The sequence below is a fragment of the Hirschia sp. genome (genome assembly GCF_058892565.1).
In genome coordinates this window covers 52,643-78,475 of the sequence record NZ_JBZXVU010000024.1, presented here as the reverse complement: position 1 = coordinate 78,475, position 25,833 = coordinate 52,643, and the positions used below count along the sequence as shown (strand labels likewise).

At 52.4% G+C, this 25,833-nt stretch carries 22 protein-coding genes; 16 read left to right on the top strand and 6 right to left on the bottom strand.

The genetic code is table 11. From position 1 onward, the window contains the following. The 6 genes from AC5EF3_RS10030 (at position 1) to AC5EF3_RS10005 (ending at position 6,733) form a co-directional block, all read left to right on the top strand. Positions 1-1,089 (top strand): DUF2231 domain-containing protein, encoded by a 1,089-nt coding sequence (locus AC5EF3_RS10030; protein ID WP_493547943.1) that lies wholly within the window; start codon positions 1-3, stop codon positions 1,087-1,089. A 12-nt stretch (positions 1,090-1,101) separates the two neighbouring features. Beyond that, positions 1,102-2,166 (top strand): acyltransferase family protein, encoded by a 1,065-nt coding sequence (locus AC5EF3_RS10025; RefSeq protein WP_493547942.1) that lies wholly within the window; start codon positions 1,102-1,104, stop codon positions 2,164-2,166. 122 nt (positions 2,167-2,288) lie between these two features. Next, positions 2,289-2,549 carry a DUF5676 family membrane protein gene (locus AC5EF3_RS10020; RefSeq protein ID WP_493547941.1) on the top strand — a complete coding sequence of 87 codons (261 nt, stop codon included), beginning with the start codon at positions 2,289-2,291 and terminating at the stop codon, positions 2,547-2,549. 100 nt (positions 2,550-2,649) lie between these two features. Further along, positions 2,650-4,890: a copper-transporting P-type ATPase gene (locus AC5EF3_RS10015; protein WP_493547940.1), complete on the top strand. Its 2,241-nt coding sequence runs from the start codon at positions 2,650-2,652 to the stop codon at positions 4,888-4,890. A gap of 194 nt (positions 4,891-5,084) precedes the next feature. Beyond that, entirely contained in the window at positions 5,085-5,405 is a 321-nt protein-coding gene (locus AC5EF3_RS10010; protein ID WP_493547939.1) for a DUF411 domain-containing protein, read from the top strand. Beyond that, positions 5,402-6,733 carry an APC family permease gene (locus tag AC5EF3_RS10005; RefSeq protein ID WP_493547938.1) on the top strand — a complete coding sequence of 444 codons (1,332 nt, stop codon included), beginning with the start codon at positions 5,402-5,404 and terminating at the stop codon, positions 6,731-6,733. The genes AC5EF3_RS10010 and AC5EF3_RS10005 overlap by 4 nt, the downstream gene beginning before the upstream one ends. 41 nt (positions 6,734-6,774) lie before the next feature. Here the strand turns inward: AC5EF3_RS10005 and AC5EF3_RS10000 are convergent, their stop codons facing one another. Continuing rightward, complete coding sequence (locus tag AC5EF3_RS10000; protein WP_493547937.1) at positions 6,775-8,055, bottom strand: hypothetical protein; 1,281 nt, start codon at positions 8,053-8,055, stop codon at positions 6,775-6,777. A gap of 193 nt (positions 8,056-8,248) precedes the next feature. On the opposite strand from AC5EF3_RS10000, the gene AC5EF3_RS09995 reads away from it, so the two are divergent. From AC5EF3_RS09995 to AC5EF3_RS09955, 9 genes are all read left to right on the top strand, one after another. Continuing rightward, positions 8,249-8,809, top strand: a complete 561-nt coding sequence (locus AC5EF3_RS09995; protein ID WP_493547936.1) for a DUF305 domain-containing protein — start codon at positions 8,249-8,251, stop codon at positions 8,807-8,809. A 4-nt stretch (positions 8,810-8,813) separates the two neighbouring features. Then, on the top strand, positions 8,814-9,572 hold the full coding sequence (locus AC5EF3_RS09990; RefSeq protein WP_493547935.1) for a MauE/DoxX family redox-associated membrane protein: 759 nt from the start codon (positions 8,814-8,816) through the stop codon (positions 9,570-9,572). 193 nt (positions 9,573-9,765) lie between these two features. Further along, a complete protein-coding gene (locus tag AC5EF3_RS09985) occupies positions 9,766-10,041 on the top strand; it encodes a metal-sensitive transcriptional regulator (RefSeq protein WP_493547934.1) in 276 nt (91 codons plus the stop codon). 86 nt (positions 10,042-10,127) lie between these two features. Continuing rightward, on the top strand, positions 10,128-10,514 hold the full coding sequence (locus tag AC5EF3_RS09980) for a hypothetical protein (protein ID WP_493547933.1): 387 nt from the start codon (positions 10,128-10,130) through the stop codon (positions 10,512-10,514). 82 nt (positions 10,515-10,596) lie between these two features. After that, the gene (locus AC5EF3_RS09975; protein WP_493547932.1) at positions 10,597-11,808 is read left to right on the top strand and encodes a TolC family protein; all 1,212 of its coding nucleotides are present in this window, start codon (positions 10,597-10,599) and stop codon (positions 11,806-11,808) included. After that, a complete protein-coding gene (locus AC5EF3_RS09970) occupies positions 11,805-13,652 on the top strand; it encodes an efflux RND transporter periplasmic adaptor subunit (protein WP_493547931.1) in 1,848 nt (615 codons plus the stop codon). The genes AC5EF3_RS09975 and AC5EF3_RS09970 overlap by 4 nt, the downstream gene beginning before the upstream one ends. Before the next feature lie 9 nt (positions 13,653-13,661). Then, entirely contained in the window at positions 13,662-16,877 is a 3,216-nt protein-coding gene (locus tag AC5EF3_RS09965; RefSeq protein WP_493547930.1) for an efflux RND transporter permease subunit, read from the top strand. Continuing rightward, positions 16,874-17,008 (top strand): hypothetical protein, encoded by a 135-nt coding sequence (locus tag AC5EF3_RS09960; RefSeq protein WP_493547929.1) that lies wholly within the window; start codon positions 16,874-16,876, stop codon positions 17,006-17,008. Before AC5EF3_RS09965 ends, AC5EF3_RS09960 begins: the two co-directional genes overlap by 4 nt. Positions 17,009-17,193: 185 nt before the next feature. Further along, on the top strand, positions 17,194-17,523 hold the full coding sequence (locus AC5EF3_RS09955; protein ID WP_493547928.1) for a copper-binding protein: 330 nt from the start codon (positions 17,194-17,196) through the stop codon (positions 17,521-17,523). Between the two features lie 90 nt (positions 17,524-17,613). Here AC5EF3_RS09955 and AC5EF3_RS09950 read toward each other — a convergent pair whose 3' ends face one another. The 5 genes from AC5EF3_RS09950 to AC5EF3_RS09930 form a co-directional block, all read right to left on the bottom strand. Next, entirely contained in the window at positions 17,614-19,728 is a 2,115-nt protein-coding gene (locus tag AC5EF3_RS09950; RefSeq protein WP_493547927.1) for a TonB-dependent receptor domain-containing protein, read from the bottom strand. A 55-nt stretch (positions 19,729-19,783) separates the two neighbouring features. Next, complete coding sequence (locus AC5EF3_RS09945; RefSeq protein ID WP_493547926.1) at positions 19,784-20,038, bottom strand: hypothetical protein; 255 nt, start codon at positions 20,036-20,038, stop codon at positions 19,784-19,786. A 75-nt stretch (positions 20,039-20,113) separates the two neighbouring features. Then, positions 20,114-20,821 (bottom strand): phosphatase PAP2 family protein, encoded by a 708-nt coding sequence (locus tag AC5EF3_RS09940; protein ID WP_493547925.1) that lies wholly within the window; start codon positions 20,819-20,821, stop codon positions 20,114-20,116. Further along, on the bottom strand, positions 20,815-23,871 hold the full coding sequence (locus AC5EF3_RS09935; protein WP_493547924.1) for an efflux RND transporter permease subunit: 3,057 nt from the start codon (positions 23,869-23,871) through the stop codon (positions 20,815-20,817). Before AC5EF3_RS09935 ends, AC5EF3_RS09940 begins: the two co-directional genes overlap by 7 nt. Next, on the bottom strand, positions 23,868-24,914 hold the full coding sequence (locus AC5EF3_RS09930; protein WP_493547923.1) for an efflux RND transporter periplasmic adaptor subunit: 1,047 nt from the start codon (positions 24,912-24,914) through the stop codon (positions 23,868-23,870). Before AC5EF3_RS09930 ends, AC5EF3_RS09935 begins: the two co-directional genes overlap by 4 nt. 210 nt (positions 24,915-25,124) lie before the next feature. Here AC5EF3_RS09930 and AC5EF3_RS09925 point away from each other — a divergent pair, with 210 nt between their 5' ends. Beyond that, entirely contained in the window at positions 25,125-25,829 is a 705-nt protein-coding gene (locus AC5EF3_RS09925) for an IS6 family transposase (RefSeq protein ID WP_493547922.1), read from the top strand. Positions 25,830-25,833: the final 4 nt, after the last annotated feature.

Genomic DNA, 25,833 nt, shown 5'->3' with positions numbered 1-25,833 from the left:
ATGAACTCACTCATAGAACCGAACCTTCATCCAATCCTTGTTCACTTCGCGTACGCACTATCGATTACTGCGGTGATCTCTTATCTGCTGTCCAGGTTTCCGCCCACAGCAAAATGGCGAGATAGTCTCTCTCCTGCCGCGGACTGGATGCTGGCCTTTGGTGCGATAGCGATCGTGCTGACAATCGCTGCAGGGTTTCAAGCGTATTACACTGTCGATCACGATACACCCTCTCACGCCGCCATGACCACACACCGCAATTGGGCGGTTCCGTCAGGCACAGCAATATTGCTCCTGGCGATCTGGCGATGGACAAGCCGTGCAAAAACAGCGTCCACACTATTTATCGGAGGTCTTACAGCAGCTGCTTTGGCACTCAGTGTAACGGCGTGGTGGGGCGGCAAGATTGTCTATGGCTATGGCCTTGGGGTCAAAAGCTTGCCTATCGTCACGGGTGATGGCCACGATCACGATCATGGCGATGCGTCAAGCGAACTAAAAGCCGCTGGCCATGACATGTCAGCGATGGCTTTGCCCGATGCAGCGCCAGCAGCCCATGATGATAGCGATGGTCACCATGACAGCGAGCCGGCACCTGTCGTACCCGAGGGACATGACAACAGCGATGGGCACCACGGTGCAGCACCTGCCGGACACGACAATGCTGACGGTCACCACGACAACTCTCCTGTCAGCACAGATGACGCAGCAATTCTACAAATCATCGAAGAGATAGAAGCAGGATGGGAAGACGGATCAGCCACACCGTTCAGAAAGCACTTTCTTGATTTCGACGGTGCGCGATACTTTGAGTCTGGCGGCGAGAATAGCGGGCTTGAAGACCTTGTCGTCAATCATGTCGAACCGGAAAAGACGTCGATCCCAGATCTGGCGCTGAATGTCTCAAATATCGACATTTATTTCGAAGGCGATTTCGCATGGGCAGTGGGTGACACCACTGTGCAGGGAACGATCGCCAGGACTGGCGAAAAGTTAGACCGGACTGGCAAGCAAACCTGGCTTTTTCGAAAAGTAGATGGCGCGTGGAGGGTGGTGCACACCCACTCGTCCTCGCGCGCGAAGCGTTGACCGAAGATGTCAGTGCTCAAACCTGAAGGAGCGGGAACGGAAACGGATCCGCTCTTTGGGGCAAACCACTTTACAGTGCTCAGATGGTTCCTGGCCAGCGCGGTTGTCGTTGGCCACGCCTGGCTAATTCCGACCGGCTATGAGCCGTCACGCGTTTATAAGTGGACGTTCAGCTATCTCGCTGTGAATGGATTTTTCATCCTGTCAGGGCTTCTGATCGCAAAAAGTTTGGCAACGCGGCAGGATATCAAGGGTTATGCGCGCTCTCGAATACTGAGAATCTATCCAGCCCTGATTTTGCTTCTGCTAACCCTCCTCATAGTGTTTGGTCCATTATTCGGTCGTCCGGCTGGGGCCGCTTATCTCGCCCAGTCGGAACCTTGGGCATATGTCGTCCGCGTACTTTTTATGGGAGACTCGGAGACGGGACCTGGCGGCGTATTTCATGCTTCCCCCGACCCAATCTTCAACGGCGCGCTCTGGACGATCCGCTATGAAGTCATGGCTTATATGTTTGCGGGTCTGGGCTTCTATTTGGGAGCATTAAAGAATCGCTGGATTACGCTCGCAGCGCTCGCTAGCTCTCAACTGGTATATTTCGCCCTGCAATTTACGCCTTTGGCGGAGCTTGTGTCTGGCGGCGTGATTTCACTGTTCCGGTTCACAACCACATTCCTGATCGGAATGACGCTATGGCACTTTCCGCGCCTTCGCAGGCCAGGCTGGATTGGAGTTAGTGCCGTACTTGTTGGCTTTATTTTGCTGGGTTGGACGAGCGTCGGTGAACTGTTTGCCAACCTCTTATTGGCCGCAGCACTTATGCAAATTGGACTGGTCGAAACACCATCATTACGTATCGCCCAAATGCCGGATTACTCGTACGGAATATATATTTGGCACTACCCGGTGCTGCAGAGCGTGATTATTCTCAATCCAAATATATCACCATTGATGCTGCTGGTCACATCAGCCCCCATCATCCTGACTTTTTCTTCGGCCTCTTGGCACCTGATCGAAAAACCAGCCCTCAAACTCAAACGCTTTGGACGTATGGCGAAGCAAGTTTCAGGCGCATAATCGATGGCAGATCACCGGTTTAAGAAAGTGAAGCGAAGGATATTGCATATACCCCCCGGGGGTTTTATATTGGGCTCAACGATACGCAGCATTCTTGGCGCTGCACTGCAAGGAGAGAGACCATGAAACTCAAACCCGTCGGACACGCGCTTTCCTTTTTTATCGCCATCTCATTCCTGATCTGCATTGGCTGGGGGCTGGTGATGCCAGCGTCGCTACATATGCATAGCGCATGGGAGAACTGGCTTCCTGGCTTTGAATTCCTGACGCTGCAGGGCTTCATCATCGGCCTGATCGAAAGCTATCTGTACGGCTGGTACTTCGCTCTGGTGTTTGTACCGCTCTACAATTTTTTCAATCGGTCTAGCGTCAGCAAAAATTAGAAGGGCTACGCCAGCCTCATGCGTACAACATCGCGCAAGAGGTTGGCGCGCCTACAACGGCAACAGCGCGGACGTAATCGCTGCGCAAGGAAACAGAGTTATGAGCACCAATAAGCACGACCAGAAAGCCCAGGCCGACCATGGTCATAATTGTCACCACTCCGGCGGCGATCCTGCTGTTGGTGCAGATGGCGAATATGACCGCGTCCCTGCTGGTTATTCGGGCACGGTCTATACCTGTCCCATGCACCCAAATGTTCGCGATGTCCGCAATTCAGGTTGCCCCATCTGCGGGATGGCCCTGGAGCCTGAAGGTATTGTTGTCGGAGACGAGGACACTTCAGAACTTGATGACATGACTCGCCGGTTCTGGATCAGCGCCATCTTCACGATTCCGCTCGCCATTTATGCGATGGCCGACATGATACCGGGACGTCCATTGGAGAGCCTGCTACCTGCAGGCTGGTCACAATGGGCTCAGTTTGCGCTTGCTTTGCCCGTTGTGCTCTGGGGCGGTTTGCCCTTCTTTGAGCGCGGGGCGCGTTCTGTGCGCACCATGAACCTCAATATGTTCACTCTGATCGCGCTTGGCGTCGGCGTAGCTTTCGCCTTCTCGCTCGTTGCAACGGCTATACCTGGCATCTTCCCAACAGCGTTTCGCAATGAGTCTGGCGACGTCGCAGTCTACTTTGAAGCGGCAGCCGTCATCACGACCCTTGTCTTGTTGGGGCAGGTTCTCGAACTGCGCGCCCGCAGTGCAACCTCGGGCGCAATCCGCGCACTCCTGGAGCTTACTCCGCCCACCGCCGTGCGCATATTGGCAGATGGCCGCGAAGAAGAAGTCTCAATCGATCATGTAAACACGGGCGACCATTTGCGTGTGCGTCCAGGTGAAAAAGTCCCCGTCGATGGCGAAGTGATTGAAGGTCGCTCAAATGTCGACGAGTCGATGATTTCTGGCGAACCCATTCCTGTTGAGAAAGCCACTGGCGATCCCGTGACTGGCGGCACTGTCAACGGAACCGGATCACTGATCATGGCGGCAACACGCGTCGGCGACGACACAACCTTGTCCCAGATTGTCCGTATGGTGGCTGAGGCGCAGCGGTCCCGCGCGCCCATTCAGAAACTGGCAGACACGGTGGCGGGCATGTTCGTCCCAGCCGTGGTCCTGATCTCTCTGGCGACTTTCATCGTATGGTCAATATTCGGACCTGATCCAGCGATGGCCTTCGCCATCGTCAACGCGGTTGCTGTGTTAATTATTGCCTGCCCGTGTGCGCTGGGCCTTGCCACGCCAATGTCCATTATGGTCGCGACCGGCAAGGGTGCTCAATCAGGTATATTGATCAAGAACGCCGAGGCGCTTGAGACCTTTGAGAAAGTAGATACAATCGTGGTCGATAAGACTGGGACATTGACTGAAGGCAAGCCGCGACTGGTCACTGTCGAACCTGTTGAGACGCTTAGCGAAACCGACTTCCTATCTTTAGCCGCAGCCATTGAGCGCAGCAGCGAGCATCCCCTGGCGCAAGCCATCGTCAAAGGGGCAGAAGAGCGCGGTGCAGCACGCCTCGACGCGTCTGACTTTGGTTCCGTAACTGGAGAAGGTGCACAGGGCCGTGTGAATGGAAAAATATTTGCGATTGGCAATGCCAAGATGATGCGCCGCGTTGGCGCCCTCGACGAGGCGCTGCAGGCGCGAGCCGAAACATATCGCAAGGACGGCCAAACAGTGATGTTCGCTGCGCTGGACGGCAAACCTGCTGGCTTGATTGGTGTCGCCGACCCGATCAAGGAGACGACGCCTGAAGCCATTGAAGCTCTTCACAAAGCCGGTATGAAGGTGGTGATGTTGACAGGCGACAGTAAAGCCACTGCAGAGGCGGTCGCCCGCCAAATCGGGATTGACGAAGTCCACGCTGATGTCTCACCGGAAGACAAAAACCGCATCATCCGCGAACTGCAAAGCGCCGGGGCTGTCGTCGCAATGTGCGGCGATGGTATCAATGATGCGCCAGCACTCGCACAGGCCGACGTCGGGATCGCGATGGGCACCGGGACAGATGTGGCCATGGAAAGTGCGAGCGTCACCCTTGTGAAAGGTGATCTGCGCGGCGTCGCCCGGGCCCAGCATCTCAGCCGGGCCACGATGGGCAATATAAGGCAGAATTTGTTCTTCGCATTTGTCTACAACTCGCTTGGCGTTCCGGTTGCAGCAGGCATACTCTACCCGTTCTTTGGTCTATTGCTCAGTCCAATGATCGCGGCCGCTGCGATGAGCCTCAGCTCCGTGTCGGTGATCGCAAATGCGCTACGCCTGCGTACCGTCAAACTCTAACGCCTGAAGGACACAGTATGACAAAATGGATTCTCGGCGCTGTAAGCGCCGGACTTTTCGCTCTGATTGGCGGGTTGGCATTTTTTGCCGCCGGCTCAGGCACGGCAAGCGCTGATACGATTACCGTCTACAAGACGCCGTGGTGCGGCTGTTGTACATCATGGATCGAGCATCTGCAGCGAGACGGTTTTGACGTGCGCGTGATTGAGCGCGAAGACCTCGCGCCAGTGCGCGCATCACTTGGCGTTTCCGATGCACTGGCCTCCTGCCACACAGCCAAAGTTGCAGGCTACGCCATTGAGGGCCACGTCCCAGCTGCTGAAATCCGTCGCTTGCTCAAAGAACGACCCGGCGCAGCAGGTCTGGCCGTTCCAGGTATGCCGATGGGCTCGCCTGGTATGGAAACGCCAAATCCGCCCGACGCTTATGATGTGATCTTGTTTGATGGCGAGGCGCAAAGCGTGTTTGCCAGTTATGTTGGCCGATTCCCAGCCGAACAGGCACCAGCGCAATGAAATCTGCCTCCTACCAGAAAGGCTCTCTGAGCCTCGCGGGCGCTGTCTCCATGGGAACCGGTGTGATGATCGGTGCGGGCATTTTTGCCCTCACCGGACAGGTCGCCCAGTTTTCAGGCCCAGCCTTCCCGCTCGCGTTCTTGATTGCAGCCGCGATCAGCGGGTTTAGCGCATACACTTATATCAAGATGTCGAACAAATATCCGTCGGCTGGCGGGATCGCGATGATCTTGCAAAAAGCGTACGGACCAACCACAATTGCAGCGGCCAGTGCCCTGCTGATGACAATGTCGATGGTAATCAATGAAAGTCTCGTTGCGCGCACATTTGGCGCTTACACATTGCAGCTCTTTGATGTCGAAAAAGACAGCGTTCTTGTCCCGGTCCTAGCAGTCGGCTTGATTGCCTTTGCCTTCATTATCAATATTTCGGGCAACAAGATCATTGGCGGCGTCTCCAAAGCAGCTGCCGTGTTGAAAGTCGGCGGCATTCTGATCTTTGCAGGCGCAGCGCTTTGGGCATCCGGTCTGTCGTTTGAGGCCGCCAGTAGCGGGGCAAGCAATCAAACAACCCCCGCTGGATTCATGGCAGGCGTCGCCTTGGCCATTCTCGCCTTCAAAGGATTTACCACCATCACCAATAGTGGCGACGAGGTCAAGGACCCCAACAAGAATGTTGGCCGGGCCATTATGTGGTCACTCGGGATCTGCCTCATCGTTTATTTGGCGGTGGCCCTCGCTGTCGGGTCATCTCTTTCTCTTGAAGAAATTGTTGCAGCCAAGGATTTCTCTCTGGCCGAAGCGTCACGTCCCGCTTTTGGCGATATCGGTGTAGCGTTCACCGTCATCCTCGCAATCATCGCGACAGCGTCGGGATTGCTGGCAAGCGTTTTCGCGGTGTCTCGCATGCTCGCCATGCTGACAAATATGAACCTAATCCCGCACAAACATTTCGGCATGCCGGGCGACATCCAGAAGCACACACTTGTCTATACGGTCGTTGTCGCAGCATTTTTGGCCGCCTTTTTTGATCTCAGCCGGATCGCATCACTCGGGGCGATCTACTATCTGGTCATGGACATCATCATCCATTACGGCGTGTTGCGCTATCTGCACGAAGACGTCGGTGCTCGCGCCTGGGTACTCATCGCCGCCATACTGTTCGACCTCATTGCTCTGGGCGCTTTCCTTTTCATCAAGGCAAGCGCTGACCCTATGATCGTTTTAATCGCATTTGGATCAATGGCAGCAATCTTCGCGTTTGAGGCGTTCTACCTACGCAAAATCCGCGACAGGCAAGAACCCGATCATGAACACTCTCATTCTTGAGGCGTCGCCAGCCGGAAGAGAAAGATAGATTCAACATCTGTTCAAAACTGATAGACGACTGCAAATCCGCCCCCGCTTGTTCGAAAGTTGGTCGTCTGCCCCTGATACACCCTGGCTGCGACCAGAAGTGTTTCACCTGCATAGGTGTAAAGGCGCACATCATATTTAAGCGTCAGCTGCTCATTCTCAACCGTGACGGCGCGCAAGGTGGGCGGCACAAAAGTCTGCGCGATGTAATCGCCGTCCAGAATCTCAGACCAGACCCGCTTTGTCAGCTTGTCACCGCGATAAGTTGCGCGACTACCAAACCCCGCAGCGGGCTTGAAGAAGTATCCTTTGCGTGCTGTCCACAATTCCTCTGCGTTCTCAACGCTGACGCGCTGGGTCCGCGGGATGCTTGCGAGCGCTAGAATGTGATCTTCCGCAAGACCCCATCTTCGCAACACGTCTGCATCACTCAACCAAATCAGATTGCGCTTATCAGCATACGACGCATGGTGGCGAGGCGAAGGACTGACAATTGCGGCGTCCTCCATCAGGGCCTGCCTCAGCGCTGCATTGCCTGGCTCACTGAGGTTAAAATCCGTCAATCGGTTGTAGACCATATCCACGCGAGATGACCCCGCCCACAATGCTTCGTTCAGATAGGTGAGCTCAGCCGGATCCACGATGAGTGTTTCGATGCCAGCCTGCAGCAAGTGATGCTGGGCCATCAGCATATCGGGATAAAGGTATTGGTCTTCGGGGTCCTGATCGACAATCGCGATGATACCCGGCCGTCCGGTTCGGCCCGCTGCGTGCCACTCTGACAGGAAGGTTGCCACCATCTTCTGAGTTGCTACGCCCTCATTCTGAAGTTCAGCTTCGCCACACTTGAATGCGGCGCGCCCGGCTGCGTCCTGTAGTGCGGCGGCGAGGAAACCTCCGCCTGCGTTTGTATTGATTTCGATAAGCTGGGGCCCCTGCTCCGAAATGTGAAAATCATAACCCATGAAGAGGCCGCTGGTCTTGGGCTGCGCGAAGGTGACTGCGTCACTCGCCCGCTCATGAACAGCTGCTTGAAAGGATTCAAGCGCGGCAGCCGCTTCAATGGCAGCCACCTGTGCTTGCATATTGGCGATGTCGGCCGGAGACACGAAGACGCCTGTTGCCGCGAATAGGTTTGAGCGGTCCGAGAGCAGCTTTTCTAAGCCATCCACGCCGACTGATGCGACAATGCTCGCGTCGAGGTCTGCGCGGCTCAACATCATACAAAAACAAGATTGATTGAGCGCAATCAACCTGCGTGCATCGCTGAGTTCAGTTGTTTCTGTACAGGTCATTTTCATCCTTATTTCGCATTCGGTTATCCAAACAGTCTTTGAGTTTGGGGCATCTCTGAATCTGGCACCTCATAATAGGCTTTTGGAAAGCCTCAGACGAAAAGAACCCAAGCTGATGAAGGCTTCCAGCGGAACTGGAAAACAATTCGCACGTTCTCCTTATACCTATACCCCGTATGAGAAGGACAGTCTTATGGAAATGAAGACCAAATATTGGCGTTTCGCCGCAATGATCGCCACCTCCATGATCGCAATGTTTGGCCTCATGTATTTGAACACCTACGCATTCGAACATGTGCGTTGGAGCGAAACCCGCTTCTTCATGACATTCATCATGGGTGCCGCCATGGCAATCATCATGCTCGGCTTCATGCTGAACATGTACAAAAACACGAAGATCAATCTCGCAATTGTCGCCGGGTCTCTTGTCGTGTTTGCTTTGACGCTTTGGTTGGTGCGCAGTCAGGCAACCATCGAAGATAAGTCATGGATGAGCGCGATGATCCCGCACCACTCCATCGCCATTCTGACAAGTGAACGGGCTAATATTGAAGATGTGCGCGTCCGAGAGCTCGCCGATGCCATCATCGAAGCTCAGCGCCGTGAGATTCAAGAAATGGATTGGCTGATCGAAGACATCGCAAAAAATGGCCCGGTCACGAGTCAGGCCGAAGCGGCAGCCCGCCCGCTCCCCGATTTTGAATCCAGCCTTCAGCCAACTGAGCCGGCTGGGTCAGATATAAGCGAGAACTAGACCTATGCTGGAGAAGACAGAGAAAACCGCGATCCTGTACAGAATGGTCATGGATAAACATTTGTGTCCCTACGGACTCAAATCCAAGTGGCTGCTGGAACGCAATGGCTACACTGTTGAAGACCATCATCTGACAACCCGCACAGAAACAGATGCGTTCAAGGAAAAACATAGTGTGGAAACCACGCCGCAGACATTCATTGAGGGTGAGCGGATTGGTGGGTATGACGATCTGCGAGAGCGTTTCACAGATTGGGAAAAAGGATCAGACGCAAAAACGTATGCACCGGTCCTGGTCATTTTTGGAGTCTGCGCCCTGATGGCATTGGCCATCGCATGGGGAACACTTGGCACTGTGTTGACGGTCAGAACGATCGAATGGTTTGCAGCGTTCTCGATGACGGGGCTCGCAATTCAGAAATTGCAGGATATTGAGAGCTTTTCGACCATGTTTCTCAATTACGACCTGCTGGCACAAAAGCGTGTAGGCTACGGGTATGTCTATCCGGTTGCTGAAGCTTTCGCCGGGATTTTCATGATCGCAGGCGGGCTCCTCGGTCTGATCGCGGCGCCGGTTGCGCTATTTATCGGCATCGTCGGTGCAATATCTGTCTACAAGGCCGTCTATATCGACAAGCGCGAATTGAAATGCGCCTGCGTCGGCGGCAACTCGAATGTGCCGCTTGGCTTCATCTCGTTGACCGAAAATCTCGTCATGATCGCGATGGGACATTGGATGATTACAAAGGCTGTGATTGCCTGAACTGACCAGTTCACGACTGTGGTCGCCGAAGCGGCTTCAAAACGAAGTATCGAGTGCCAATCCCGGCGTTTAGAGCCAATATTCCAGAAAACTCCGGGTTTAACGGGCGTTTTTTTGCACAAATTGGCGTTCGAAGGGTAGTGCTTCATCAACATTGTCACCATATAATATACCCAGTAGAGGGTATTCGATCATGAGAACTAAAACCAAAGACGCAGCCACCAAACGCCTCGCCCGTATCGAGGGCCAAGTGCGCGGTGTCTCCAAAATGATCGCCGAGGATCGTTATTGCATTGATGTCGTTCGCCAGGTCCAGGCCATCAAGGCCGCGCTATCTGGTCTGGAAAAAATTGTCCTCGATGACCATCTCGAAACATGCGTCGAGCACGCATTGGCGGCTGACAATCTCGATGATCGCCGCGAAAAAGTCGAAGAACTTGTTGCGGTGCTTGGTGGCCGCAAAAAGTAATTCAATGACATACCCCGCACCCGTATTTCTTCTTTAACTAATTCTGTGATACTCTCCACTATATGAACCTGTTGACACGCCTCTTCATGCTCTTGGCTATCGCTGCTTTCGCAGCAAGCCCCGTCATGGCGTGTTGTATCACAGGACATGCCCAAGCAAGTGCGGCAACCATTCAGGCTGAAGCGCCCCCTTGTCACGGCAATATGGAATCTGAAGCTGCCGCGCCAATGTCTCAGGACACTCCGGCAGACTGTCCAGGCTGCGGTGACTGCGAGGCGGCGATGTTAGCCGCCGAGACAGCTGATCAGGCCACAGTGCTCACTTCAACAGACGATCTTCAGTTATTGCCCATCGAGGTCAATCGCTGGACCGGGTATGAAACACCCCGCATCCTGCGAACTACGGGGCCACCTCGTGCGTCGCCGGGATTGCCCGACACTCCGATCTCCTTAAAACAACGCCTCCTGGTCTGATCCAGACGGTCTTCATGCGCGCAATATCCAAGAGGATAACGCGCGTTGAGTTCGTCCGTATTCAGAACACAGGAAATCCCTCATGTTTCGTCCTCTTTTCCTCCTGGCCTTCGCCGGGATATCTCCTGCAATAATTGAAGCAGCTCATGGTCAGAGTTTTGCTGATCTGGAATATGGGCTCCGCAACCATCCAAGCCTGCAAGTTATGGCCTATCAGGCCGAAGCGAGCGAAGAACGCGCGACGGCGGCGACCGCGCTGCCAGATCCCGTCATCTCAGCCGGGATCAATAACTTCCCCATCTTCGATCCCTCATTCACTGATTTTTTGCCAACAAATAAATCTATCGGCATCCAGCAAAAGTTTCCAAGCCTCGCAGGCCGCAACGCCCGCGCTGGCGAAGCTGGTGCCCGCGCCAATGAGACACGCGAAATGCGCGCGCAGCGCTATGCGGCGCTGCGGGGCGAACTGATTGCCTTGCTTCATGAAAAACACCGCACCCGCGTTCAGCGCGGTCTGGCAGAAGAACGACGGGCAAAGTACGACGAGCTCACACAAGTTGCAGAACTGGAAATTGATGCAGGACGCCCTGCCTTGTTTCGTTTGGCGGAGATTGAGGGGGAACGCGCTGAGGTCGACAGAACATTGGTGGACTTAAGCGGTCAGGTCGCACAAATCGATGCCCGCCTGATCGATCTCCTGGGAGCCGTACCTGACACACCGCCGCCGCCGCTATCCCCAATAGACTGGTCGGGCGATGCAATGGCGTTCCATGCAGCGCGCGTCGCTGACGCCGGCGTGACGGTCCACGATCGCGGCGTCGATGAAGCCAAAGCCGCATGGAAACCGGAATGGGGCGCGCAGCTCACCTATCAGCAGCGTGAGTCCGGTGCTAATTTTGCTGGCGATGATTGGGTGTCAGGCATGGTGACCGTCACCGTACCGTTCTGGGCAAACAAAAATCAGGAGCCGCGTCTGCGCGCAGCAAAAGCTGAACGCGCCGCCGCCCAAGCGAATTATCTATCCGCAGCACGGTCAGCGTCTGCGCAATATTCGACCTATCGCTCAATACGCCAGACAGCTGAACAAAGCGCAGCGGTTCTGTCCCAAAAGATTGTGGCGATCGAGGACGAAATCACCTCGCAAAACACGATCTACGAATCCGGTGTCGGTGACTATGCGCCGATCATTGATGGCGAAATCGCAATTCTAAAACTCCGTTCAGACATTGCTGGGGAACAAGCCCGCATTGCAACAGCTACAGCGCGCATGAATGCGCTTTTGGTAACCCAATGAAACAGACATTTTTCTTCACAGTCTCAGCCCTGACTTTGCTCCTCGCAGCATGTGGCAACCCTGCGCAGGCACCGAATGCGTCAACAGCCCCGGCTCAGGCCACCAGTACGTCTGAGACAGCGCAATACACCTGCCCGATGCATCCGCATTATATCTCAACCGACCCAGATGGATCATGTCCGATTTGCGGGATGGACCTTGTACCTGCGAGCCCCGCAGCCAGCGGCACCAAAGGTGAAATCCTCTATTACAAACATCCCATGGGCAAAGCGGACACATCGCCGGTGCCCAAGCAAGACTCCATGGGAATGGATTACATTCCGGTCTATGCCGACCCATCATCCGCTGATGGCTCAATCGCCGTTGCGCCGGAAATGATCCAGACCATGGGCGTGCGCACTGCACCTGTCGAACTTGCCAATTTTGGACGCTCTCTCAGAGCCTTCGGTACCGTTGAAACAAATGAGCGGTTGGAGAATGTTGCGGTATCGCGAATCGAAGGTTGGATCGAGGACCTGCGCGTGCGCGCAGAAGGCGACACGGTGCGCCCTGGCGCCTTGCTCTACCGTGTCTACAGTCCCGATCTGATCGCGGCCCAGAAAGATTATCTCAATTCGCTCAAAATCGGGAATGACAACCGGATATCGGCTGTCAAGCAGCGCCTGCGGTCTCTTGGCATGCAGACCACAACCATCAACGGCCTGACCGAAAGTCAGACTGTGATTGAGCGCGTGCCAGTTTACGCCGAATCGGGCGGCATTGTCGCATCGCTTCAGGTCAGAGAAGGCGATTTCATCAAACCGGGCACGCCAATCCTGCGCCTTCAGTCCTATTCGGGTGTCTGGATTATCGCCAGCGTGCCTGAACAGGACCTCGCCTTGGTCGATACCGGAATGTCCGTCCGCCTCAGTTTTCCGAGCGCGCCCGGTGCGCCCACCGAGGGCCGGATCAATTATATTTATCCGGAGATTGATTCTAAAACCCGCACCGGCGAGGTTCGGATCGAAGTTGATAATGCCGCGGGCTATCTTCGCCCAGGCGCCTATGCAGACATCTCGATGGACCTTGGCGGCGAGCCAAGGCTCTCTGTCCCAACCGAAGCAATCCTGCGCGATAGTCGCGGCTCGCATGTCATTCTGGCACTCGGCGACGGTCGCTTTGCTCGCCGCACTGTCCAAACTGGCGTCAATGCGAATGGCCGAACAGAGATTCTCGCGGGCCTCGCATCGGGTGAGCAAGTTGTCGCCAGCGGCCAGTTCATGCTCGATAGTGAAGTCAATCTGCGCGAAGGGCTTTCAAAGCTGCAGGCACCTGTCGCCATGATGGGCGGACTTGATACGCCACTCGCCCAGCTACCTGTCGATGCCACGACTCTCGCCGAGATCGATCATTTCACGGACATGGCGCTCTATTTCCATGAGGCCCTGACGGACGATTACAAAATCGATCCCTATTTCGTCGATCCGGCGCTCGGCCTCAGCGAGCCACTCAAGGTTCGGTTTGCCGATACAAAGCTCGTCGCCATCTTATCCGAGACCGAAGCTGCTCTCAGGGCCGCTAAGGATGCAACCGACAGCGACGCGCTCGCGGTCGAACTTGAGCGCCTGATGACGGCGCTAGAGCCCTGGCTCCTTGAGGGTGCCCCTATCCATTACCGGGATGCTGGTCTTACCCTATTCAAAGAAACAAGCACCGGTCGACTCTGGCTCCAAGAAGGCGGTGAGCCGAGCAATCCGTATGGCGACAGTCCGGCAGAGGCGGTGAACTGGCCCGATCCCATGGCAGGTATGGACACAGTCCGTTCGCAGCCAGACCCGGCCGACCCCTCAGCAGGCAATCGGTAGAGCACGATCATGTCAGACAATATTCCCCACGATCTCGGCGGCCGCGACCCTTCAAAGTCGGCCATCGCAAAACTGATCTCATGGTCAATCTCGAACCAGCTCATCGTGCTTGTCCTCTGCGCAGCGCTCGCCGTTGCGGGATGGATGGCGGTTGAGCGCACGCCGCTCGACGCCGTGCCAGACCTCACTGACACGCAAGTCATTATCCGCACCGATTTTCCAGGCCAAAGCCCCCAAATCGTCGAGGATCTTGTCACCTATCCCCTCTCAACAAATTTGCTCGGTCTACCAAAGACAAAAGATGTGCGCGGCTCCTCCATGTTCGGCACCAGCTTTGTGTATGTCATCTTCGAAGATGATGTGGATCTCTACTGGGCACGTTCCCGCGTGCTTGAAGCCTTGTCGCGGCTTGGTACCAGTTTGCCAGATGGCGTGGTGCCACAGCTCGGCCCTGATGCCACAGGCGTCGGCTGGGTCTACCAGTATGCACTCGTCGACAAGACCGGCGGCTCCGATTTGGCAGAGCTGCGCTCTCTTCAAGACTGGTTCCTGAAGCTGGAACTCTCCGGCGTCGAGGGCGTCTCGGAAGTCGCTTCAGTCGGCGGGTTCGTCCGCGAATATCAGGTCCTGGTCGATCCCAATCTCCTGCGCTCATATGACATTCCGCTCGGCCGCGTGTCCGAAGCGATCAAAGCTGCTTCGAGTGAAGTCGGCGGGCGCGTCCTCGAACAGGGCGAAAGCGAGTTCGTAATCCGCTCATCGGGCTATGTGGATCAGAAAGCCGACCTTGATAAGGTCGTTCTCTATGCCTCCGATGGAACCCCAGTCCTGCTGTCCGCAGTCGCGCGCATTGTTGAAGGCCCCGCCCTTCGCCGCGGTGTTGTAGAACTCAATGGTGAGGGCGAGACGGTCGCGGGGATCGTAATCATGCGGGACGGCGAAAATGCACTGACCGTCATTGACCGCGTGAAGGCCAAACTCGCAGAGCTTGAGCGCGGCCTGCCTGAAGGTGTTGAAATCGTCACTGTCTATGACCGCGCGCCCCTGATTGAAGGCGCGGTCGAATATCTGGAGAAAAAGCTGCTTGAAGAAGGGATCGCGGTCGCACTGGTGATCCTGATCTTCCTGCTGCATGTCCGCTCATCGCTGGTCGCCATCATCACCCTGCCACTTGGCATCCTCGGGGCCTTCCTGATCATGTCGTTCCAGGGCGTCACCGCAAATATTATGAGCCTTGGCGGCATCGCCATTGCCATCGGGGCGATGGTGGACGCCTCCATTGTCCTTGTCGAAAACGCCAGCCGAAAACTTGCCGATCTTGGCGACAAGCCCAGCGCCGCAGAGCGCAGGGCCGCCTTGATCACATCCGCACAAGAGGTCGGGCCGGGTATCTTCTTTTCATTGCTCATCATCACAGTGTCTTTCCTGCCGGTGTTTGCGCTCACAGGTGAAAGCTATCGCCTGTTCAGCCCGCTCGCATTTACCAAAACATATGCGATGGCGTTTGCTGCCATCCTGTCTGTAACACTGGTTCCGGTGCTGATGCTCTATCTCATGCGCGGAAAGTTCCGCCCTGAAGCCGCCAATCCGTTGAACCATTTCTTTATCTGGATCTACAAGCCGGTCTTGCATGCGGCGCTTCGGTTCAAATGGATCACTGTTGCAATTGCCCTTCTTCTCACAGCCAGTGTCATTGTCCCGGCCCAGCGCCTTGGGTCGGAGTTCATGCCAGCACTATATGAAGGTGAACTGCTCTACATGCCGACCACCCTTCCCGGCGTCTCGTCTACCAAGATGCGGGAGATATTGGGTCAGACGAACCGTGTGATGATGACTGTGCCGGAAGTCGAGCGTGTCTTCGGCAAGGCCGGACGCGCCGACACGGCCACCGACCCAGCACCGCTCACCATGATCGAAACATGGATCAAGCTGAAACCGAAAACAGAATGGCGTCCCGGCGTCACTGTCGACGACATTACCGCAGAGCTGGACGCTAAGCTGCAAATGCCTGGCCTGGTCAATTCCTGGGGCTATCCCATTAAAATCCGGATGGACATGGTTTCTACCGGCGTGCGCACACCTATCGGAATCAAAGTCACAGGCGATGATCTGATCGAGATTGAACGGATCGCCAGGGACATTGAGACGGTCGTCTCGGACGTCCCCGGCACACGCTCGGCCTTTGCGGACCGTGTCCTTGGCGGCAAATATCTGGAAATCACGCCGGATCGATCAGAGCTGGCCCGCCGCGATATAGATATGGGTGTGTTCCAGACTGTGGTGCAATCTGCGCTTGGCGGAATGCGACTTGCGCAAACGGTTGAGGGCCGCGAACGCTACAACATCATTCTGCGCTACGACCGCCCGTTCCGCGAAAGCCCGGATGATCTCGACAATATCCTCGTTCCGACGCCGACTGGCGCTCACATTCCACTTGGCAACCTCGCAACCATCGCGTTTACGGAAGGGCCGCCCATGATCCGCTCGGAGAATGCGCGCCTGACCGGATGGGTGTTCGTCGACATCGCAGGACGCGATATGGGCGGATATGTCAGCGAGGCGCGTCAGACCGTCGCCGATGCCGTGACTTTGCCGCCCGGCTATGCTGTCGAGTTTGCAGGCCAGTACGAACAGATGGAAGAAGCCACAGCCCGCCTGCGGGTCGCTGTTCCAGCTGCTGTTGCACTTATCTTCCTGCTCCTCATGCTGCATTTCGGACGGCTCGATCGAACGGCCATTATCATGCTGTCGCTGCCCTTTGGACTTGTCGGCGGACTATGGGCTGTCTGGCTCGCAGGCTATAATCTGTCGGTGGCGGTCGCCGTCGGGTTCATCGCACTAGGCGGTATCGCGGTCGAAACAGCGGTCATCATGCTGCTCTACATCGATGCGCAGGTAAGAGAAGAACAACCAAAAAGCCGTGCAGAATTGTTTGAGGCTATCAGTCACGGCGCGGCCATGCGGGTTCGGCCCAAGCTGATGACAGTGCTGACAATTCTGGTCGGCCTGGCTCCTGTGTTCCTGACCGACGGCCTTGGCGCAGATGTCATGCGCCGCATTGCCTTGCCGATGCTCGGCGGCATGGTCTCGACCCTTTTACTGACCCTGATTGTGATCCCCGTGATCTATTACATCCGAACCGGTTTCCAGCTTTCCTCGGAATTATCACCAGCCGAACCGGAGACCCGGTCCGGCTCACTCACTCTAGAAGGAGAAACATCATGACGAGACACCTATTGAAAGCATCTTTGATCACGCCGCTACTCTTTGCAGGCGTAATCTTGCCAGCGGCATCACAAGATCGTTCGCCCAACCGTATGATGATGGACGGCTTTCGTACAAATATACCAATATAATAATGTTCCGTCTGCCCCAGCTGATGGGATACTATTTTAAACCATTCAACTGATGAGGATATCAAATGTGTAAAAATAATGTGATGACTTTTTTTCTCGGCTCCCTCGCAATAGGCCTTGCGGCCTGCGGCAACCCTGAGGAAAACAGGTCCCTTGAATCCAGCATACCAGATACACCAACTACCATGTCCGACCATGATACTATGGATGATGGCGACCACATTGTGAGCTACAAAATGAATGGTGTGGGATATGCGACGGGTACGATCCGTTCGGTCGGCGGCCAAAGCGATTTCCTGACCATCGCTCACGGCCCCTTTGCTGGCGGCATCAAAATGGGTGCCATGACTATGAGTTTCGACATTATAGGTGACGTGGATCTATCTGACTTTTCCGACGGCGATGAAGTCGCCTTCATGGTCAAGCAGGGGCGAGATGGCTCGTATCGCATTACGAATATCTGCAATACTGGAATAGATGGAACGGACTGTCTTGACGAGGCTTTGACTAAATAGATAGCTGGTGCAGATTGGCGAAAATACCGCCGGGAAACGCGGACCTATGACTGGTCGGCTTAAAACCCGTCTACTTTTCCGTTCTTTAAATCAGCCTATATTGAACTTCAAAGTTAGAGAAGCGGTTTGCGTTTCATATCCATTAAAGTAATCAGCATGGAAGCCAACACCATCAATGGATTGGTCCAAACCAAAATCAGTGAATATGTCCATCACGGCAAATGCGAGCTCTGCGGAGCCATCAAACAAGGTTTTCGTGAGTCCAAAATCCAAAGAAGATCTTGCTTTCTGGTGCCCCTGTGGAATTGCACGGTCTGCATAATAAACACCTGTGACCCGCATTTCCAGATCGAAGGGAAGCTTAAGATCGAGATTGAACTTTCCATCCCACGTGTCGCCTTCCGATGCTGCCAGTTCAATGTCTCGAGGATAAGGAAACAGTAAAGCCACATTCGACTGATCATTCTTTATGCGATAGGCATTGATACTGCTTGAAATACTAATCCAGCTAGCCGGCTTCGCTGTCGCAATCAGCTCAATACCGTTATGCGTCGATTTTCCAGTATTGGCATATATTTTGTTGACGATATCATAATTTGGATTGGTTTCATCTACAGCATAAATGCGTTGAAAATAATCTTCAATCGTCTTTTGATAAATAGCTGCAGATACAGAATACCCATCAAAACCCTTCTTTGCAGCGAGTTCAAAAGTCTTCGAGTATTGTGGCCTAAGATATGGATTTCCGACTTTCAACAATTCAGGATCATCATATTTCGGAAAAATGCGCAATTCGGGCTCACCCGGACGATCAACCCGCGCATTATAAAATGCAGAAATTGATGCATCAGAATCTAGTTTCCAAGTTAAGCGAACATTCGGGAAGACTTTAAAATAATCATAGGCATCATTGCCAGGATAGTAGATGTTTTCCTGCGAAATATCATATGTCACTTCAGTCTGTTCGGCGCGAATACCACCTTCTATGACTGTATGTTTCCCCTCTCGAACATAATTAACATAGCCTGCATATATGTTTTCCGACCAATCCGAAGTGTCACCTAAACCCGTGTAAATCACCGAATTTGTTCCGCGCGTTACATCGTATGTGATTGGTATCCAGCGAAACTGGAATTTAGCACCAGCTTCAATTCGTCCATTAGAAACTGGGTGAACGTAATCAACACTTATCGGCACTGAGTTTTCAACGGCTTCGATATGCGTAGCATCATCTCCGATGCGCACTGAGGACTCTTCGTTTAAGTAGTAGCTCTCATCTTCCCAGCCTCTGATATATTCGATGCGGGATGTAAGTTCCCTGCCGCTTTCACCAAATGCGTGTTTATAATCCACCGCAATTGAAGCGGCACCTGTTTGTTCCTTTTCCGTCCAATACCAGTACCTTTCCCTTTCACCGGATAATACATTAATAAAAGGAACCTGAGCCCTGTCGGTGTGATCCTCGACATCATAAAGTCCGGAGATTGACAGCGTGTCATTTGAGGTTAGGTGCTGATCCGTACCAAGCTTTATGATCCAGTGCGTCTGCTCACGATTTTCTGGAACCTGAGATGCAATAATACGCCCATCATCATAATACCGAGTCGTGAATTCGTTATTGGGAAGTTTCTCCTGAACCAATACCTCACCTTGCATAAAATAATCTGCATAGTCATTACCGTATGTAACAGAAAACGACGGAGAATATTTGGGAGTTTGCGAATAACTTCCCAGATCAGTTGGCAGATCAGCGCGGGTCTTCTCTAGGACACCAACGCCGTATTTGAAAGAGAAGTCACCAGACCAGCCCTTCTGTGCATCATCTTTCATAATCAGATTGATAACACCGGCAGAACCTGCTGAACCATATTTTGAAGATGGATTATTAATAATCTCGATTCTTGAGATATTCGCGGCGGGTATTGAATCCAGAGAAGCCTGCCCATCCACTCCTGTTAGCCCAGACTGTTTACCGTTGATCAAAACGACAACCTTATCAGACCCACGCAATAGAACCTTACCTTCGCGATCAAGAGTTACACCAGGTAGGCCTTTCATAGCATCAAGAGTTGAGCCAGACAGCGCTAAAGCATCACCTTCCAGCGAAAATGCATTAACGCCATCCCCAATTTCCACATCTTTTCTAGCAACACCGGTGATAATCACTTTTTCCAGGACATTGGCACGAGGTTCTAAGCCGATCACACCCAGATTGTAGATACTATTGTGTTCACCAATCAGAATAGGTCGTGCTACAAGCTCAAACCCTTCCTTGTCGATAATAACCTACCGGCAGTTCTGTTAGATGTATCTGCCCCTCAATATCCGAAACGCTGGCGCTAACCAGCTGCGCTCCTTCACCATTGAAAATAGTTACTGCAGCTCCATCAAGAGGAACGTCGCTGGCATTATCCCATACTATCAACGATAGATTGGCTTTGATTTCACCCAATGCAGGTGCAGTTAAACTCACAAGACATGCAGTAGATAGAAAAAGAGTAAGCAAGGATTTCATTTTAAGTCTTCCTGAGTTTAGTGAGCGCTCTTTTCGTTATGTTTCTGGGAGGAGAGCGCTGAATGATTGCTATTTTCAGTGCAGAGAATCTACATTCCAAGTGTAATCAGCGAGCCACCAGATTGCCGCCCAGGCAGCTCCAAAAAACCAACCTGCAACGACATCGGTCGGCCAGTGAACGCCAAGATAAATACGGCTGAGGCCTATTATTAGAACCAAAAGAACCGCCCCCATCATTACAATGGTCCGAATGGTGATTTGCTGATGAGCTCTGGCAATCAATGCTCCAAGTGACAGATATACAACTGCTGAGAGAAATGCGTGTCCGCTGGGAAAACTGGAACTCATCGCGTGAGTAAGATGATCAACAATATCCGGTCTAGGACGACCAAACCCTAGCTTCAATACAGATGAAATAAGCGCACCAGACACAACGGCAGCCAAAATAAGAATTGCTCTTTGCATTTGCCGAGTCGCGACTAAATATAAAGTCGCACTAAGCATCAAAATGCTGATAATTGCGTGCCCACCCAGCGCAGTGACATCTGAAACAGCGTATTCAAACCATAGTGGACCAATAGGATTTGAAAGATCATCCGGTGACCGCAAAAAATACAGAATGGAATAATCCAGACTGTGTGGATCCGGCTCGATAAGGTCTTCTGCAATCGCCCAGAATCCTAACATTCCAAACATAAAAATACTTAATGCGATCAGTACCTTCATATCCGTATTCTGAATGAAGAGGCGTGCTCGTTTCCACACAGATAAAGCTCTTAGCATGAGATGCTTGTCCCGTTTTCTGATTTCCCCCGTCTGCAACTGAAAACGACATCCAGCAACGGCGTAGCAATTAAAACCAGCGGAGCACCAACAATAAGGCCAGAAATAATGGCAACAGCCATCGGTGCGAGCAATGCTGATCCTTGACCAATTTTCAAAGCAATTGGCGAAAGCGCCAATATCGCGATTACAGCCGACATGATAATTGGACGCATACGAGCTAGCCCTGCGTTTAGCCGATGCTCGTGGTGCGTTCCAGCTTCATGTTGCTCGAATTCATCCAGTTCAGAGAAATAGAAACAGCCAAGTTCTGCGACGATGCCGATTACCATCGTCAGTCCCATCATTGCTGCGATATTTAGCTCGGTTCCAGTCAGCCATAAGCCCGTCAGAACGCCTGAAATCGATATTCCGACCACCGTCAGAATTGCTATTGCTCTTCCAATACTTCGAAACAGAAATACAAATAGAAGACCTGATAGCAATAATGCTGCAGCAAACACAGACAACAGATCAAAAAACGACTTTTGTTGCTCAACATAAAGTCCACCAAACGCGTATCTTACACCTGCAGGAAGAGTGAGGCTGGACATCTTAGATCTGACGGATTTCATAGCTGATCCCATGTCGCTCCCCTCAAGTCGGCCGGTAACAGCTGTCATGGGTTGAAGATTTTCGCGACTGGATTGCTGCTGACCTGAAACGATTTCTACATTTGCGATTTGCTCAACTGGAAACAAATGCCCATCAGATGACTTAAGCATCAGATCCTCAATGAATGAGACTCGTTGCCGCAACGTCTCGGGTGACCACAGACGAATTCCAAGACTCTGTTCACCTTGAAGTACTGAGCTTAAAACCTGTCCGCCAACTAACACCTGCAATTGATTTATAGCAGTAGCCGAGTCAATTCCTTCCAGAGCAGATCGGTATGGATCAAAGTGGATTATTAAAGAGTCCCCTGCAGTGCGGTCTGATTTTTGGACCTCAACTATCCCATTGATCGAAGAAATAGCCTCGAGAGCCTGATCAGATGCCTCAGCCAAAGACCTTGGATCATTACCATACAGCTTCACTTCAATCGGTTGTGGAACAGCCGTCAGGTCACCAATGAGATCTCCCATAAGCTGTATGGTTTCGATTTCCATGCCTGGTACTGTTTCAAACACCCGACTCCGAACTTCTGCCATAACTTCTTCAATTGGCCGTCTGGGAAGGGGCTTAAGTCGAATAAACATATCCCCTTCATTCGCTTCAGTTAGTCCTCCCCCCAGACCTGTACCCGTTCGACGCGAATAGCTGGCAACCTCAGGCAGAGACTGAATGATCTCCTCAACCTGCTTTGCTAGCCTATCTGTTTCGGTCAATGAAAGGCCTGCTGGCGCAACGTAATCTAATACAAATCCGCCCTCATCCATCGCAGGCATAAACCCTGATGCGAGCCGCGAAGAAGATAAAAAGCCTAGCCCTGCCGCAATGATTATTAGAACCAGAGAGCTGACACGAGAATGGTTGAGTAGACGTTGCATTGTGCGGGAATAGGTCTCGCCCAACGTCACCAGCAGTCCCGCTTTTGGTTCCTTTAACGCTTGATTTTCATCCAACAGACTACGGGTGATAAGTGGAACAACAAATAACACGTACACCATCGAAAAGAACAGGCAGCCCGCCATTGTCAAAGCTAGAGCCTTGAAAAAACCTCCCGTCACACCCGAGAGAAAAGCAAGCGGTGCAAATACAACGATGGTAGCGAAAGAAGAGCCGATGAGTGGCTTCTTCATCTCCGCGGCGGCTTCGAGGATGCTAGCAGACTTGTCAGTCAGTCGGCGCGAAATGTGCTCGAGCATAACGACGATATCATCGACAATAAGTCCCACAGCTGCAGCCATTCCGCCAAGTGTCATAATATTGAGGCTTTGCCCCAAAACCATGAGAAGAAGCGATGTCGATAACAATACCGCAGGCAATAAGATCGCCACAATGAGTACGAGCCGCAAGCTCCGAAGAAACAGAAAAAGTATAAGTCCTGCGAGCAAAGTTCCGATAAAAATAGCGTCTCGCACGCTGGAAGCGGCTGAGACAATCAAATCCGACTGATCATAATACGGTGTGACCGATACATCAGCAGGAAAGGATGGCATCTGGTCTGCGATCACATTTTTGATGGATTTGGTCAATGCAAGCGAGTTTGCTTCGGGTGCTTGCCGGATGTTTATCAATACTGCGTCAGAACCATCCGCCGTTACGCGTGTCCAGTCGGGCGCGGTCGTCAAATTTACATCAGCAACGTCTCCCAAAGTAGTAATAGAGCCTGCTGCTGCCTTGACGACTATCTCTTCTATATCTGCGAGATTTTGAAGTCGACTATCAGAAATAACCAGGTAGAGACGGGATTTATCTTCTACACGACCAGCCGCCTGACTACTGTTGGTATTTGAAATTGCCGCCGACACATCGTCAACCGACACCCCGAAAGCATTCAGTTTTGCAGGGTCAATTTTGACTTCAAATTCAGCATCGCGTCCGCCCAGAATAGAGACCGCAACCACACCATCAAGTGAAGCCAGCATAGGCCGTAATGTGTACTGAGCGAACCGCTTCAAGGCGACCTGAGAAAGCTTTTCAGATGTAATTGAAAAACCCATGACCGGGAAAATAGTTGGATCCATCTTGCGAACTTCAAAAACCACTCCGGATGGCAATGTGGACGTCAGTTTTGCAAGTTCAGATTCTGATTGGAGCGCCGATGTGACGATATCAGCACCCCAGCCAAAGTTGACCGAAATCTCAGCTGATCCTCTGCTGGTCTGAGATCTGATGCTATGAACACCCGGAACGGCCCTCAATGCCTCTTCAACGGGCCGCGTAATTTCCGCTTCCATCTGCTCAATCGGCATGTCTCCAGCGTCTAGTGATACTGACAAACGCGGAAACTGAATTGTTGGAAACAGGCTGACGGGAAGCTGCGACAAAGCAAACCCACCTGCACAGGTCAAAATAAGGAATGCAACAATTAAAAAACGAGAATGAAGGGAAAGCCAGCGGGTCATTGATCTCCCCCCTCTACCGCGAGTTTCATCCCTTGTGACAATACAGCGCCACCTTGCGTAACAACCAAATCTCCAGCTTGAACGCCAGTTATGATTTCAACTTGATTGTTGTACTGAATTCCCAAACTCACGCGCTGTAGATGAGCAATCCCGTCCTTCGCAACAAAGAGAAAATCTCCATTTTCGTCACGAAGAAGTGCCTCAACCGGAACAGTGGGAATAGACTGATTGATTGTCGCAATAATTTCAGCTCTCACCGCTTCGCCCGGCATGAAGCCCTGACCTACTGGAACTTGCGCAAAAATGGCAGACATCCGCGTAGTCGGATCTATTCTCAAATCAATTGATTGCACTTTAGAGGATGCTGTGTGTTCAATGCCGTTCAATCCTTTCAGATTAATCTGGCTACCAATTTGGATCCGTGACGCATCTTCAACTTCCAAGTTTATCTTCGCCTGAATAGCCTCTTGAGAGGCGAGCCTGATGAGAACTGTACCCGGTTGGACAATGTCACCAACTGATACCGAGATGGTCTCAACTATCCCTGATATATCTGACTGAATTGACCTCAGCCCTTTCACACTCCTTAGTAGTGCGTCTTCTCGTGCGCTTAGGTCCGCGAACGCGTTTTTTGCCTTTTCAACGTCTGCATCGCTCGCCAAACCATCTTCACGCAATCTCATTTGACGATCGTATTCAGACTTTGCTGAACCAGCATCAGTGTGTACTTGGGTCAGTTCCAGATTTGACGCCGACGTTGTCGCCAGACGAAGAAGTATTTGATTGTTCGATACTTGTTCACCTGATTGTACTTCAATCCCAACGACTTGTGCTTCAACCTGATTAGTTAGCGTCCTTACCTCTGCTGGATTGAATGAAATTCCACCATAGCCGGAGACAACAACTGGAAGATCCTGCAAAGTAACCGCCTGAACATGTACGCGCGCTACAGGTTCTGCAGTCGTTGCTTCATTCGATTTTGAACAGGCGCTCACAAGCGCGAATGAAACTAGCAGAAGCGCTGCCGATAAAAGCTTAGTCATTATGTGTTTCCAGTGGTTGCCCGAACACAATCTCTAGCGCCAGAAAGGCTTCATCGACCGCAAGTGCGAGATTGTTTGTTAATATGGATTTATCTAGCGCTGCCATACGCGTTGCTGTCGCTACTGTTTGGGCAATATCACCTCTTGCAGCGGCATTGTCAGATTAAACGTCTTATTTCCAACTTAGCCAGCTTTCGCTAAGCTGCAAGCATGAAAACTTCCATCTTCCGATACTTCAAAACATCACCCGAAATCATCAAACTTGCCGTGATGATGTATATTCGTTTTCCACTCTCACTGAGAAATGTCGAAGACCTACTTCACGAGCGGGGAATTGATATCACGCACGAAACTGTTCGGTTTTGGTGGAACAGGTTTGGTCCCTACTTCGCATCAAAGATCAGGACAAAACGTTCGGCTCAAATGCGTAAGTTCCCTCAATGGCAGTGGCACCTTGATGAAGTATTCGTCAAGATCAACGGTGAGCTTCACTACCTTTGGCGAGCGGTGGATCATGAAGGTGAAGTCCTAGAAGCTTACGTTACCAAACGCCGTAACAAACGAGCAGCATTGAAGTTTTTACGTAAAGCCATGAAGCGATATGGCCCGCCTCACCTGTTAGTCACGGATAAATTGAAATCATATCGTGCAGCAATGAAGGACATTGGAAATGCTGATAGACAAGTGACAGGACGTTGGTTGAACAACCGATGTGAGAATTCTCACCAGCCGTTTCGACGACGAGAAAAGATCATGAATAAATTCCGGCAGACCAAGAGTTTGCAAAAGTTCATTGCCATTCAATCGTCAGTTCACAACCATTTCAATTTGGAGAGACATCTCTACTCAAGATACAATTTTAAACGAAACCGTGACGTCGTTCTGAACGAATGGCGGCAACTTTTTGTTGACTAAAACA